The following is a 12,522-nucleotide window of genomic DNA, read 5'->3' on the forward strand; positions in this document are numbered from 1 at the left end:
AATGGTGATGCCGGGCGACAACGTGTCGATCACGGTGAAGCTGATCAACCCGATCGCGATGGAAGAAGGCCTGCGTTTCGCAATTCGCGAAGGTGGCCGTACCGTCGGCGCTGGTGTCGTCGCCAAGATCATCGAGTAAAATCGAGGATTGCTGTAGCAGTATGCAGTGCCCGGGTTCGGGCACTCGCTCTCCGCGAGCGCCCGGACCTACGTTCTTTTTCTAATCGGCGATGCAATATCGCCTCGCTCTTTTCAAGGAATTTGTCATGCAGAACCAGAAAATCCGCATTCGCCTGAAGGCTTTCGACTATCGCCTGATCGATCAATCGGCAGCTGAAATTGTCGACACGGCAAAGCGGACTGGCGCAATCGTTCGTGGTCCGGTGCCCCTGCCGACCCGCATTCAACGTTTCGACATCCTGCGTTCGCCGCACGTCAACAAAACGTCGCGTGACCAGCTCGAAATCCGTACGCATCTGCGTCTGATGGACATCGTCGACCCGACGGACAAGACCGTCGACGCGCTGATGAAGCTGGATCTGCCGGCCGGTGTGGACGTTGAAATCAAGCTGCAGTAAGGCTTTCAGCCCTTGTCCGGCAAGTCGGACGGAGCTAAGTCATTGATTGCTTGCGGAAAACGAAAGGCCTCGCTATAATAGTGGGCTTTTCGCGCATTTGCGCAAAAAAGTCGGCGTGCTGCAGCATGAATTCATGCCCGAAACGGCGCCGGCATTTTGTAAATTAGCCCCGACCAATCGCAGTCGGGAATGGAGAAAACGATGAGCCTTGGACTCGTAGGTCGCAAGGTTGGCATGACCCGTATCTTCACGGCTGAAGGGGATTCGATTCCCGTCACCGTGCTGGACGTGTCCGACAACCGTGTGACGCAGATCAAGACTGTGGAAACCGACGGCTACACGGCCGTGCAGGTTACCTTCGGTACGCGCCGTGCATCGCGCGTGACGAAGCCGTTGGCAGGTCATCTCGCCAAAGCCGGTGTTCAGGCCGGTGAAATCCTCAAAGAATTCCAGATCGATGCCGCTAAGGCTGCCGAGCTGTCGAATGGCACCGTGGTTGGTCCCGAGCTGTTCGAAGTGGGCCAGAAGGTCGACGTGCAAGGCGTGTCGATCGGTAAGGGCTACGCCGGTACCATCAAGCGTTACAACTTCGCGTCTGGCCGTGCGTCGCACGGTAACTCGCGCTCGCACAATGTGCCGGGCTCGATCGGTATGGCGCAGGATCCGGGTCGTGTTTTCCCGGGTAAGCGCATGACCGGTCACATGGGTGACGAGAAGGTAACGGTGCAAAACCTCGAAATCGCTCGTATCGACGCTGACCGCAAGTTGCTGCTGGTCAAGGGTGCGGTGCCGGGTGCGAAGGGTGGCAAGGTATTCGTTACGCCGGCCGTGAAGACGCGCGCCGTGAAAGGAGCGAAATAATGGAACTTAAGCTCCTGAATGCCAATGGTCAGGAAGGTGCAGGCGTTAGCGCGTCGGACGTCGTGTTCGGCCGCGATTACAACGAAGCCCTGATTCACCAGGTGGTGGTTGCGTACCAGGCGAACGCCCGTAGCGGCAACCGCGCGCAGAAGGATCGTGAGCAGGTCAAGCACACGACCAAGAAGCCGTGGCGCCAAAAGGGTACAGGTCGTGCCCGTGCCGGTATGTCGTCGAGCCCGCTGTGGCGCGGCGGTGGCCGGATCTTCCCGAATTCGCCGGAAGAAAACTTTTCGCACAAGGTCAACAAGAAGATGCATCGCGCAGGTCTCTGCTCGATCTTCTCGCAGCTGGCCCGCGAAGGCCGCATCTCGGTGGTCGACGAGCTGACGCTCGAAGCGCCGAAGACGAAGCTGCTGGCCGAAAAATTCAAGGCGATGGGTCTCGACTCCGTGCTGGTGATTACTGACACGGTTGACGAAAACCTGTACCTCGCGTCGCGCAACCTCGCCCACGTGGCGGTTGTCGAGCCGCGTTACGCCGACCCGCTGTCGCTGATCTACTTCAAGAAGATCCTGATCACGAAGGCTGCGGTCGCCCAGATCGAGGAGTTGCTGTCATGAGCGAGATTCGCAAGAACGATCATCGTTTGATGCAGGTTCTGCTCGCGCCGGTGGTCTCCGAAAAGGCGACGCTGGTTGCCGACAAGAACGAGCAGGTTGTGTTCGAAGTCGCGCCGGATGCCACGAAGCAGGAAGTGAAAGCTGCAGTCGAGCTGCTGTTCAAGGTGGAAGTCAATTCCGTCAACGTGCTGGTCGCGAAGGGCAAAGCCAAGCGCTTTGGTCGCTTCATGGGCAAGCGCAAGGACGTGAAGAAGGCGTACGTCTGCCTGAAGCCCGGCCAGGAAATCAACTTTGAAGCGGAGGCCAAGTAATCATGGCAATCGTGAAAGTTAAGCCGACTTCGCCGGGCCGCCGCGCGATGGTCAAGGTGGTCAACAAAGAACTGCATAAGGGCAAGCCGTTCGCGGCACTGCTCGACACGCAGTCGTCGACCGCCGGCCGTAACAACAACGGTCACATCACCACGCGTCACAAGGGTGGTGGTCACAAGCATCACTATCGTGTCGTCGACTTCCGTCGTACAAAGGATGGTATTCCGGCAAAGGTCGAGCGTCTCGAGTACGACCCGAACCGTAGCGCGAACATCGCGCTGGTTCTGTACGCAGACGGCGAGCGCCGCTACATCATCGCGCCGAAGGGTGTCACCGTCGGTCAGCAACTGATGTCGGGTTCGGAAGCGCCGATCCGCGCAGGTAACACGCTGCCGATCCGTAACATTCCGGTCGGTACGACGATTCACTGCATCGAAATGCTGCCGGGCAAGGGCGCGCAAATGGCGCGTTCGGCTGGTACGTCGGCCATGCTGTTGGCTCGCGAAGGCATCTACGCACAGGTTCGTCTGCGTTCGGGCGAAATCCGCCGCGTGCACGTTGAATGCCGCGCGACGATCGGTGAAGTGGGCAACGAAGAGCACAGCCTCCGTCAAATCGGTAAGGCCGGCGCGAACCGCTGGCGCGGTATCCGCCCGACGGTGCGTGGCGTTGCAATGAACCCGGTTGACCACCCGCACGGTGGTGGCGAAGGCAAGACTGCGGCTGGCCGCGATCCGGTGAGCCCGTGGGGCACGCCGGCGAAGGGCTATCGCACCCGCAGCAACAAGCGCACGACGAGCATGATCGTCCAGCGCCGTCACAAGCGTTAAGGAGTAGGCAATGGCACGTTCTATTAAGAAAGGTCCGTTCTGCGACGCCCATTTGCTGAAGAAGGTTGAGGCGGCTGCAGCATCGCGTGACAAGAAACCGATCAAGACCTGGTCGCGTCGCTCGACGATCCTGCCGGACTTCATCGGCTTGACGATCGCCGTTCACAACGGGCGTCAACACGTTCCGGTGTATGTCACGGAAAACATGGTCGGCCACAAGCTTGGCGAGTTCGCACTGACCCGTACGTTCAAGGGTCACGCGGCCGACAAGAAGGCCAAGAAATAAGGGGCTATCAAGATGGAAGTGAAAGCAATTCATCGCGGTGCCCGCATCTCGGCGCAGAAAACGCGCCTTGTGGCTGACCAGATCCGCGGTTTGCCGGTCGACAAGGCACTGAACGTTCTGACGTTCTCGCCGAAGAAGGCTGCGGGAATCGTGAAAAAGGTCGTGCTGTCGGCGATCGCGAATGCGGAGCACAACGAAGGTGCCGATATCGACGAGCTCAAGATCAAGAGCATCTACGTCGACAAGGCAGCGTCGCTGAAGCGTTTTACCGCGCGCGCTAAAGGCCGCGGTAACCGCATCGAGAAGCAATCCTGTCACATCACTGTGACGGTCGGGAATTAAGGGGTCATACGATGGGACAGAAAATTCATCCGACTGGCTTCCGTTTGGCCGTCAGCCGCAATTGGGCTTCGCGTTGGTACGCGAACAACAACAATTTCGCGGCGATGTTGCAGGAAGACATCGGTGTTCGTGAATACCTGAAGAAGAAGCTGAAGAACGCGTCCGTCGGCCGCGTTGTGATCGAGCGTCCTGCAAAGAACGCACGCATCACGATTTTCAGCTCGCGTCCGGGTGTCGTGATCGGCAAGAAGGGCGAAGACATCGAACTGCTGAAGTCCGAGCTGCAAAAGCGCATGGGCGTTCCGGTTCACGTCAACATCGAAGAAATCCGCAAGCCGGAAACCGACGCGCAACTGATCGCTGATTCGATTACGCAACAGCTCGAGCGCCGGATCATGTTCCGCCGCGCGATGAAGCGTGCGATGCAGAACGCGATGCGTCTGGGTGCTCAAGGCATCAAGATCATGAGCGCGGGCCGTCTGAACGGTATCGAAATCGCTCGTACGGAATGGTATCGCGAAGGTCGCGTGCCGCTTCATACGCTGCGTGCTGATATCGACTACGCAACGTCCGAAGCAAAGACGACGTACGGCATCATCGGCGTGAAGGTGTGGGTCTACAAGGGCGACACGCTCGGCCGCAACGACGCACCGGTGGTCGAAGAAGTCGCCGAAGAAAAGCGTCCGCGCCGCAACGCACGTCCGGGTGGCGATCGCCGTCCCCGTCGTGATGGTGAAGGTGGTGGCCCGGCAGGTGCACGCCGTGGCGCTCCTCGTCGTGCTGGCGGCGCCGGCGGCGACGGGAAGACTGGAGAATAACGATGCTGCAACCGAAACGCAGAAAGTATCGCAAAGAGCAGAAAGGTCGTAACACCGGCGTTGCTACCCGCGGCAACGCGGTGTCGTTCGGTGAGTTCGGCCTGAAGGCTGTCGGTCGTGGCCGTCTGACCGCGCGCCAGATTGAAGCGGCGCGTCGTGCTATGACGCGTCACATCAAGCGCGGTGGCCGCATCTGGATCCGGATCTTCCCGGACAAGCCGATCTCGACCAAGCCGGCTGAAGTGCGTATGGGTAACGGTAAGGGTAACCCGGAGTACTACGTCGCTGAGATTCAACCGGGCAAGATGCTGTACGAAATGGACGGCGTAACCGAAGAACTGGCTCGCGAAGCGTTCCGTCTGGCTGCAGCGAAGCTGCCGCTGAAGACGACGTTTATCGTGCGTCAGCTCGGCGCCTAAGGAGCAAATGATGAAGGCTTCCGAGCTTCACCAGAAAGATCAGGCCGCGCTCAACAAGGAGCTGTCGGACCTGTTGAAGGCGCAATTCGGCCTGCGCATGCAACTCGCGACCCAGCAGCTCACGAACACGAGCCAGCTGAAGAAGGTCCGTCGCGACATCGCACGTGTGCGGACCGTCCTGACTGAGAAGGCGAACCAGAAATGAACGATAGCGTAAAAACCTCGCTCAAGCGGACGCTGGTCGGCAAGGTCGTCAGCAACAAGATGGACAAGACGGTTACCGTGCTGGTCGAGCACCGCGTGAAGCACCCGATCTACGGCAAGTATGTCGTGCGTTCGAAGAAGTATCACGCGCATGATGATGCGAACACGTACAACGAGGGTGACCTCGTTGAAATCCAGGAAACTCGTCCGATTTCGAAGACGAAGGCTTGGGTTGTGGCTCGCCTGGTCGAGGCTGCTCGCGTCATCTAATGTCGCAAAGCTGTAGAAGTAGTTGAAATCGCAGTAAGTTTCGCTTGCAAGACCGAGATTATTTGATATAATTTCGGTCTTCCCTCTTTATGGGAGCCCCGTCGCGGGCGAAGTTGGTGGGGGAAGCGGTTCGGGCGCCAGCCTGTTCCGAAGGATTCACCGGATTGCGATGGCGGGTTTCGTTTGCCGTCGCTGCTGTTCTAACCCAAGCAGCCGATCGGCTGACGGGACCAAGACTGACCGGGAAGCACCATGGTGGTGTGACCGGATTAAGTTGGGAAAGATAAACCATGATCCAGACCGAAACTCGGCTTGAAGTGGCCGACAACACGGGTGCACGTGAAGTCATGTGCATCAAGGTGCTCGGCGGCTCGAAGCGTCGTTATGCCAGCATTGGCGACATCATCAAGGTGACTGTCAAAGAGGCAACGCCGCGCGGGCGCGTGAAGAAAGGCGAAATTTACAACGCCGTGGTGGTTCGCACCGCCAAGGGCGTGCGCCGTCAGGACGGCTCGCTGATCAAGTTCGACGGCAACGCAGCTGTGTTGCTCAACACCAAGCTCGAACCGATCGGCACCCGTATTTTCGGGCCTGTCACGCGCGAGTTGCGTAGCGAACGATTTATGAAGATCGTTTCGCTGGCGCCTGAAGTGCTGTAAGGAGTCGCGATGAACAAGATTCGCAAGGGTGACGAAGTTATCGTCATCACCGGCAAAGATAAGGGCAAGCGTGGCGTAGTGCTGGCCGTTCACGGCGAGACAGTTTCTGTCGAGGGCATCAATCTCGTCAAGAAGCACGTCAAGCCGAACCCGATGAAGGGTACGACGGGCGGCGTGGAAGCCAAGACGATGCCGCTGCAAATTTCGAACGTCGCATTGGTGGACGCGAATGGCAAGCCATCGCGTGTAGGCATCAAGGTCGAAGGGGACAAGAAGGTCCGTTTCCTGAAGACGACCGGTGCCGTGCTGAGCGCCTGACGCTGCGGAGTAAAAAATGGCACGTTTGCAAGAGTTTTACAAAGAGAAGGTTGTACCCGGCCTCATCGAGAAGTTCGGTTACAAGTCCGTGATGGAAGTGCCGCGCATCACCAAGATCACCCTGAACATGGGCCTTGGCGAAGCCGTCGCTGACAAGAAGATCATCGAAAACGCTGTTGGCGATCTGACGAAGATCGCAGGTCAGAAGCCGGTGATCACGAAGGCACGCAAGGCAATCGCTGGCTTCAAGATCCGTCAGGGCTATCCGATCGGTGCAATGGTCACGCTGCGTGGTCAGGCAATGTACGAATTCCTCGACCGTTTCGTTACGGTTGCGCTCCCCCGTGTGCGCGACTTCCGTGGCGTCTCGGGCAAGGCGTTCGATGGCCGCGGCAACTACAACATCGGTGTGAAAGAGCAGATCATTTTCCCCGAAATCGACTACGACAAGATCGACGCGTTGCGTGGGCTGAACATCAGCATCACGACGACTGCGAAGACTGACGACGAAGCAAAGGCTCTGCTCGCCAGCTTCAAGTTCCCGTTCAGAAACTGAGGTTACCGTGGCTAAACTGGCACTGATCGAACGTGAAAAGAAGCGTGCTCGCCTCGCTGCTAAGTACGCTCCCAAGCGTGCGGAGTTGAAGGCGATCATTGGCGATATGAGCAAGTCGGACGAAGAGCACTACGCCGCACGTCTGGAACTGCAACAACTGCCGCGCAACTCCAATCCGACCCGTAAGCGCAACCGCTGTGCAATTACCGGTCGTCCGCGCGGCACGTTCCGTAAATTCGGGCTGGCGCGTAACAAGATTCGTGAAATCGCGTTCCGCGGCGAGATCCCTGGCCTGACCAAGGCGAGCTGGTAATAGGAGAAACATAAATGAGCATGAGTGATCCTATCGCCGATATGCTGACTCGCATCCGCAATGCGCAGATGGTAGAGAAGGTTTCGGTGACTATGCCCTCGTCGAAAGTCAAGGTTGCGATTGCGCAGGTCCTGAAGGACGAAGGTTATATCGACGATTTCGCAGTGAAGTCCGAAGGTGCGAAGTCGGAATTGAACATCGTGTTGAAGTATTACGCTGGCCGTCCGGTCATCGAGCGCATCGAACGCGTCTCGAAACCTGGTCTGCGTGTGTACCGCGGCCGTAACGACATCCCCGTGGTCATGAATGGCCTGGGCGTGGCAATCGTGTCGACGCCGAAGGGCGTGATGACGGACCGCAAGGCACGTGCAACGGGCGTTGGCGGCGAAGTCATCTGCTACGTCGCTTAAGGCCGAAAGGAGAGAAACATGTCTCGAGTAGGTAAGAGCCCGATCGTGCTGCAAGGCGCGGAAGTGGCCCTGAGCGCCGACAGCATCACTGTCAAGGGTCCGCTGGGTACGATTTCGCAGGCTGCCAACAGCCTCGTGAAGGTGGTGAACGACAACGGCACGCTGAAGTTCGAGCCGGTCGACGAAAGCCGCGAAGCGAATGCGATGTCAGGCACGATGCGCGCACTGGTTGCGAACATGGTGCACGGCGTGACGAAGGGTTTCGAGCGCAAGCTGACGCTGGTTGGCGTCGGTTATCGCGCACAAGCGCAAGGCGACAAGCTGAACCTGTCGCTGGGTTTCTCGCACCCGGTGGTGCACCAGATGCCGAATGGCGTCAAGGCAGAAACCCCGTCGCAAACCGAAATCGTGATCAAGGGGATCAACAAGCAACAAGTCGGTCAAGTCGCGGCAGAAGTGCGCGGCTACCGCCCGCCGGAGCCCTACAAGGGCAAGGGCGTGCGTTACGCCGATGAGGTTGTGATCCTCAAAGAAACGAAGAAGAAGTAAGGGTGCGCAATCATGGATAAGACTCAATCTCGCCTGCGCCGCGCTCGTCAGACGCGTATCAAGATCGCTGAGCTGCAGGTCGCGCGTCTCGCCGTGCATCGCACGAACACGCACATCTATGCGCAAGTGTTCTCGCCGTGCGGCACCAAGGTGCTCGCCAGCGCGTCGACGCTCGAAGCCGAAGTGCGTGCGCAATTGGCCGATCAGTCGGGCAAGGGTGGCAACGTTGCTGCTGCGACCCTGATCGGCAAGCGCATTGCAGAAAAGGCTAAGGCTGCCGGCATCGAATCCGTCGCCTTCGACCGTTCGGGTTTCCGTTACCACGGCCGCGTGAAAGCGCTGGCTGATGCGGCGCGCGAAGCCGGACTCAAGTTCTAAGGGAAGAATTCGTCATGGCAAAGATGCAAGCTAAAGTTCAGGCTGACGAACGCGACGACGGCCTTCGTGAAAAGATGATCTCGGTCAACCGCGTGACCAAGGTCGTGAAGGGTGGCCGTATTCTCGGCTTCGCTGCACTGACCGTGGTTGGCGACGGTGATGGCCGCGTCGGTATGGGCAAGGGCAAGGCGAAGGAAGTGCCGGTCGCTGTCCAGAAGGCGATGGAACAGGCTCGCCGCAACATGTTCAAGGTGCCGTTGAAGAACGGTACCCTGCAACACGAAGTGCACGGTAAGCACGGCGCGTCGACGGTTCTCCTCGCTCCGGCGAAGGACGGTACCGGCGTGATCGCTGGTGGCCCGATGCGCGCAGTGTTCGACGTGATGGGCGTGCAGAACGTCGTGGCCAAGAGCCACGGTTCGACGAACCCGTACAACCTCGTTCGTGCGACGCTCGACGGCCTGCGCAAGCAGTCCACGCCGGCCGACATCGCTGCGAAGCGGGGCAAGTCCGTCGAAGAAATTCTGGGCTAAAGGTGGACACCATGTCTGATAAAACTGTCAAGATCCAGCTCGTCAAGAGCCTGATCGGCACCCGTGAATCGCACCGTGCAACGGTGCGTGGCTTGGGCCTGCGCCGACTCAATTCGGTTAGCGAGTTGCAGGACACGCCGGCGGTGCGCGGCATGATCAACAAGGTTTCGTACCTCGTTAAGGTCATCAGCTAAGCGGCTGACCAGGACTCAAGGAGTTGATAATGGAATTGAATAACCTGAAGCCGGCTGAAGGCGCGAAGCACGCGAAGCGTCGCGTTGGTCGCGGCATCGGTTCCGGCCTCGGCAAAACCGCTGGCCGTGGTCACAAGGGTCAGAAGTCGCGTTCGGGCGGCTTTCACAAGGTTGGCTTCGAAGGCGGTCAAATGCCGCTGCAGCGTCGCCTGCCGAAGCGTGGCTTCACCTCGCTGACGAAGGAATTCGTTGGGGAAGTGCGTCTCTCGGATATTGAGAAGCTGCCGGTCGACGAAATCGATCTGTTGGCACTCAAGCAAGCCGGCCTGGTCGGCGAGCTGATCCGTAGCGCCAAGATCATCGCAACGGGCGAGCTCAAGCGCAAGGTCGTTGTGAAGGGTCTGGGTGCGACGAAGGGCGCACGCGCTGCTATCGAAGCAGCCGGTGGCTCTTTTGCCGAGTAACGCGCGAGTTATTTGCCGTCACTAGCATTTGCATCGGAGAAGGTACTTGGCTAACAGCCCGAGTCTCGCAAAACCCGGTCGCAGCGCGGCGAAGTTTGGCGATCTGCGTCGGCGGGCAGTGTTTCTGCTGCTGGCGCTGGTCGTCTACCGAATCGGCGCGCATATTCCGGTGCCGGGTATCGACCCGGACCAGCTGGCGAAGTTGTTCCAAAGCCAGTCGGGCGGCATCCTTGGCATGTTTAACATGTTCTCGGGTGGCGCACTTTCGCGGTTCACGATTTTCGCGCTGGGGATCATGCCGTACATCTCGGCGTCGATCATCATGCAGTTGCTGGCAATTGTCTCGCCGCAGCTCGAAGCGCTGAAAAAGGAAGGGCAGGCAGGTCAACGGAAGATTACGCAGTACACGCGGGTCTTCACGGTTGTCCTGGCGACGTTCCAGGCGTTCGGTATTGCCGTCGCGCTGGAAAATCAGCCGGGCCTTGTGATCGATCCGGGGATGGTGTTCCGTTTGACGACGGTCGTGACGCTGGTGACCGGCACGATGTTCCTGATGTGGCTGGGTGAGCAGATCACGGAGCGCGGGCTTGGCAACGGTATCTCGATCATCATCTTCGGCGGTATTGCGGCGGGTTTCCCGAACGCAATCGGTGGTCTCTTTGAACTGGTGCGAACCGGCTCGATGAGCATCATCTCGGCGATTATCGTCGTCGCGCTGATTGCTGCTGTGACGTATCTGGTGGTGTTCATCGAACGCGGCCAGCGCAAGATTCTTGTGAACTACGCAAAGCGGCAGGTGGGCAACAAGATTTACGGCGGCCAGTCTTCGCATTTGCCGCTGAAGCTGAACATGTCGGGTGTGATTCCGCCGATCTTCGCGTCGTCGATCATTCTCTTCCCGGCAACAATCCTGAACTGGTTCAGTTCGGGTTCGCGTACCAGCTGGTTCGCAGACACGTTGCACAACGTGGCCGAAGCCCTGAAGCCCGGTCAGCCCGTGTACGTGTTGCTGTACGCGTTGGCGATCGTCTTCTTCTGCTTCTTCTACACCGCACTGGTGTTTAACAGCAGGGAAACGGCCGACAACCTGAAAAAGAGTGGCGCTTTCGTCCCTGGCATCCGCCCGGGCGATCAGACGGCGCGATATATCGACCGCATCCTCACGCGTCTGACGCTGGCCGGTGCGATCTACATCGTGTTCGTTTGCCTGCTGCCCGAATTTCTGGTGCTGCGCTGGAACGTGCCGTTTTATTTTGGTGGAACGTCGCTGCTGATCATTGTCGTCGTCACAATGGATTTCATGGCGCAGGTGCAGTCGTACGTTATGTCGCAACAGTATGAATCGCTGCTGAAGAAAGCTAATTTCAAAGGCGGCGGCGTCCCGATGCGTTGAAAGGACTTATGGCCAAAGACGATGTTATCCAGATGCAGGGGGAAGTAATTGAGAACCTGCCAAATGCTACCTTCAGGGTGAAGCTGGAAAACGGCCATGTCGTGTTGGGACACATATCCGGCAAGATGCGGATGCACTACATCCGGATTCTGCCGGGCGACAAGGTGACGGTTGAATTGACGCCTTACGATCTGTCGCGTGCGCGGATCGTGTTCCGGGCGAAGTGATTTGAAAAAAGGGTAATATCATGAAAGTGATGGCATCGGTTAAGCGCATTTGCCGCAATTGCAAGATTATCAAGCGCAAAGGCGTTGTGCGCGTGATTTGCAGCTCTGATCCGCGCCACAAACAGCGTCAAGGCTGAACGCCGCGCTTTTGCTTGCGCTTTTTGTTTGAGGAAAAACAATGGCTCGTATCGCAGGGGTTAACATCCCGAATCACCAGCACACCGAAATCGGCCTGACGGCTATCTATGGTGTCGGTCGCACGCGCTCGCGCGACATTTGCGTCGCTGCTGGTGTGGCATTTTCGAAGAAGGTCAAAGACCTGACTGACGCAGACCTCGAAAAGCTGCGTGAAGAAGTCGGCAAGTTCATCGTTGAAGGCGATCTTCGCCGTGAAACGACGATGAACATCAAGCGCCTGATGGATCTCGGCTGCTATCGTGGCGTGCGGCATCGTAAGGGTCTTCCCCTGCGCGGCCAGCGTACGCGTACGAATGCCCGTACGCGCAAGGGTCCGCGTCGTGCAGCGCAATCGCTGAAGAAGTAAGCGGAACTGACAGTTACAGGAAAACGTAATGGCTAAGGCTTCGAACAACTCCGCGGCGCAACGCGTTCGCAAGAAGGTCAAGAAGAACGTCGCCGAGGGCGTGGTTCACGTTCACGCGTCGTTCAACAACACCATCATCACGATCACCGATCGTCAAGGCAACGCGCTTGCCTGGGCAACGTCGGGTGGTCAGGGCTTCAAGGGTTCGCGTAAGTCGACCCCGTTTGCAGCTCAGGTCGCAGCTGAATCGGCTGGCCGTGTGGCAATGGAATACGGCGTGAAGAACCTCGAAGTGCGGATCAAGGGCCCCGGTCCTGGCCGCGAATCGGCGGTGCGCGCGCTGCATGGTCTTGGCATCAAGATCACCGCGATCTCCGACGTGACGCCGGTCCCGCACAACGGCTGCCGTCCGCCGAAGCGTCGTCGTATCTAAGACGCTGGTTTT

The 12,522-nt window shown here is 58.4% G+C and carries 27 protein-coding genes; all 27 read left to right on the top strand.

Features of this window, described 5'->3' with window-relative positions; genetic code table 11:
* Positions 1–139 (top strand): EF-Tu C-terminal domain-related protein (locus CI15_RS35300; RefSeq protein WP_082549441.1); only part of this gene is annotated, 139 nt, incomplete at its 5' end.
* A 127-nt stretch (positions 140–266) separates the two neighbouring features.
* Positions 267–578, top strand: coding sequence for a 30S ribosomal protein S10 (gene rpsJ, locus CI15_RS12855; protein WP_017777154.1), 312 nt, complete (start codon positions 267–269; stop codon positions 576–578).
* Positions 579–779: 201 nt separating this feature from the next.
* Positions 780–1,439, top strand: coding sequence for a 50S ribosomal protein L3 (gene rplC, locus CI15_RS12860; RefSeq protein ID WP_062128568.1), 660 nt, complete (start codon positions 780–782; stop codon positions 1,437–1,439).
* Positions 1,439–2,059, top strand: a complete 621-nt coding sequence (gene rplD, locus CI15_RS12865; RefSeq protein ID WP_007180136.1) for a 50S ribosomal protein L4 — start codon at positions 1,439–1,441, stop codon at positions 2,057–2,059. Before rplC ends, rplD begins: the two co-directional genes overlap by 1 nt.
* Positions 2,056–2,370 carry a 50S ribosomal protein L23 gene (rplW, locus tag CI15_RS12870; protein WP_062128331.1) on the top strand — a complete coding sequence of 105 codons (315 nt, stop codon included), beginning with the start codon at positions 2,056–2,058 and terminating at the stop codon, positions 2,368–2,370. Before rplD ends, rplW begins: the two co-directional genes overlap by 4 nt.
* Before the next feature lie 2 nt (positions 2,371–2,372).
* Positions 2,373–3,200, top strand: coding sequence for a 50S ribosomal protein L2 (gene rplB, locus CI15_RS12875; RefSeq protein ID WP_013589834.1), 828 nt, complete (start codon positions 2,373–2,375; stop codon positions 3,198–3,200).
* A gap of 10 nt (positions 3,201–3,210) precedes the next feature.
* Complete coding sequence (rpsS, locus tag CI15_RS12880) at positions 3,211–3,486, top strand: 30S ribosomal protein S19 (RefSeq protein WP_006998484.1); 276 nt, start codon at positions 3,211–3,213, stop codon at positions 3,484–3,486.
* 12 nt (positions 3,487–3,498) lie between these two features.
* Complete coding sequence (gene rplV, locus CI15_RS12885) at positions 3,499–3,828, top strand: 50S ribosomal protein L22 (protein ID WP_004199272.1); 330 nt, start codon at positions 3,499–3,501, stop codon at positions 3,826–3,828.
* Between the two features lie 11 nt (positions 3,829–3,839).
* A complete protein-coding gene (rpsC, locus tag CI15_RS12890) occupies positions 3,840–4,646 on the top strand; it encodes a 30S ribosomal protein S3 (protein WP_012434570.1) in 807 nt (268 codons plus the stop codon).
* 2 nt (positions 4,647–4,648) lie between these two features.
* Positions 4,649–5,065, top strand: a complete 417-nt coding sequence (rplP, locus tag CI15_RS12895) for a 50S ribosomal protein L16 (protein ID WP_008923342.1) — start codon at positions 4,649–4,651, stop codon at positions 5,063–5,065.
* A 10-nt stretch (positions 5,066–5,075) separates the two neighbouring features.
* Complete coding sequence (gene rpmC / locus CI15_RS12900) at positions 5,076–5,270, top strand: 50S ribosomal protein L29 (RefSeq protein ID WP_007180130.1); 195 nt, start codon at positions 5,076–5,078, stop codon at positions 5,268–5,270.
* Positions 5,267–5,539 (top strand): 30S ribosomal protein S17, encoded by a 273-nt coding sequence (gene rpsQ, locus CI15_RS12905; protein WP_007180129.1) that lies wholly within the window; start codon positions 5,267–5,269, stop codon positions 5,537–5,539. The genes rpmC and rpsQ overlap by 4 nt, the downstream gene beginning before the upstream one ends.
* Before the next feature lie 290 nt (positions 5,540–5,829).
* Positions 5,830–6,198 (top strand): 50S ribosomal protein L14, encoded by a 369-nt coding sequence (gene rplN / locus CI15_RS12910; protein WP_006998478.1) that lies wholly within the window; start codon positions 5,830–5,832, stop codon positions 6,196–6,198.
* A gap of 9 nt (positions 6,199–6,207) precedes the next feature.
* Positions 6,208–6,516 carry a 50S ribosomal protein L24 gene (gene rplX / locus CI15_RS12915; RefSeq protein ID WP_062128333.1) on the top strand — a complete coding sequence of 103 codons (309 nt, stop codon included), beginning with the start codon at positions 6,208–6,210 and terminating at the stop codon, positions 6,514–6,516.
* A gap of 16 nt (positions 6,517–6,532) precedes the next feature.
* On the top strand, positions 6,533–7,072 hold the full coding sequence (gene rplE / locus CI15_RS12920) for a 50S ribosomal protein L5 (protein ID WP_008923339.1): 540 nt from the start codon (positions 6,533–6,535) through the stop codon (positions 7,070–7,072).
* Between the two features lie 7 nt (positions 7,073–7,079).
* Positions 7,080–7,385 (top strand): 30S ribosomal protein S14, encoded by a 306-nt coding sequence (rpsN, locus tag CI15_RS12925; RefSeq protein ID WP_006052215.1) that lies wholly within the window; start codon positions 7,080–7,082, stop codon positions 7,383–7,385.
* A gap of 14 nt (positions 7,386–7,399) precedes the next feature.
* Positions 7,400–7,795 (top strand): 30S ribosomal protein S8, encoded by a 396-nt coding sequence (rpsH, locus tag CI15_RS12930; protein WP_006052216.1) that lies wholly within the window; start codon positions 7,400–7,402, stop codon positions 7,793–7,795.
* Positions 7,796–7,813: 18 nt separating this feature from the next.
* Positions 7,814–8,344, top strand: a complete 531-nt coding sequence (gene rplF, locus CI15_RS12935) for a 50S ribosomal protein L6 (RefSeq protein ID WP_062128335.1) — start codon at positions 7,814–7,816, stop codon at positions 8,342–8,344.
* A 12-nt stretch (positions 8,345–8,356) separates the two neighbouring features.
* A complete protein-coding gene (gene rplR / locus CI15_RS12940) occupies positions 8,357–8,722 on the top strand; it encodes a 50S ribosomal protein L18 (protein WP_008923336.1) in 366 nt (121 codons plus the stop codon).
* A gap of 14 nt (positions 8,723–8,736) precedes the next feature.
* Positions 8,737–9,255, top strand: a complete 519-nt coding sequence (gene rpsE / locus CI15_RS12945; RefSeq protein ID WP_004197945.1) for a 30S ribosomal protein S5 — start codon at positions 8,737–8,739, stop codon at positions 9,253–9,255.
* An 11-nt stretch (positions 9,256–9,266) separates the two neighbouring features.
* On the top strand, positions 9,267–9,449 hold the full coding sequence (gene rpmD / locus CI15_RS12950) for a 50S ribosomal protein L30 (RefSeq protein ID WP_062128570.1): 183 nt from the start codon (positions 9,267–9,269) through the stop codon (positions 9,447–9,449).
* A gap of 29 nt (positions 9,450–9,478) precedes the next feature.
* On the top strand, positions 9,479–9,913 hold the full coding sequence (gene rplO, locus CI15_RS12955; RefSeq protein WP_062128337.1) for a 50S ribosomal protein L15: 435 nt from the start codon (positions 9,479–9,481) through the stop codon (positions 9,911–9,913).
* Positions 9,914–9,959: 46 nt separating this feature from the next.
* Entirely contained in the window at positions 9,960–11,306 is a 1,347-nt protein-coding gene (gene secY, locus CI15_RS12960; protein WP_008923333.1) for a preprotein translocase subunit SecY, read from the top strand.
* Positions 11,307–11,314: 8 nt separating this feature from the next.
* On the top strand, positions 11,315–11,533 hold the full coding sequence (gene infA, locus CI15_RS12965) for a translation initiation factor IF-1 (protein WP_004521905.1): 219 nt from the start codon (positions 11,315–11,317) through the stop codon (positions 11,531–11,533).
* 20 nt (positions 11,534–11,553) lie between these two features.
* A complete protein-coding gene (rpmJ, locus tag CI15_RS35305; RefSeq protein WP_004199844.1) occupies positions 11,554–11,670 on the top strand; it encodes a 50S ribosomal protein L36 in 117 nt (38 codons plus the stop codon).
* 41 nt (positions 11,671–11,711) lie between these two features.
* Entirely contained in the window at positions 11,712–12,077 is a 366-nt protein-coding gene (rpsM, locus tag CI15_RS12970) for a 30S ribosomal protein S13 (RefSeq protein WP_013589830.1), read from the top strand.
* 28 nt (positions 12,078–12,105) lie between these two features.
* On the top strand, positions 12,106–12,510 hold the full coding sequence (gene rpsK, locus CI15_RS12975) for a 30S ribosomal protein S11 (protein WP_006052224.1): 405 nt from the start codon (positions 12,106–12,108) through the stop codon (positions 12,508–12,510).
* The last annotated feature ends 12 nt before the right edge of the window (positions 12,511–12,522 follow it).

Origin of the sequence: Paraburkholderia monticola, from assembly GCF_001580545.1 — a bacterium.
Taxonomy (GTDB): Bacteria; Pseudomonadota; Gammaproteobacteria; order Burkholderiales; family Burkholderiaceae; genus Paraburkholderia; species Paraburkholderia monticola.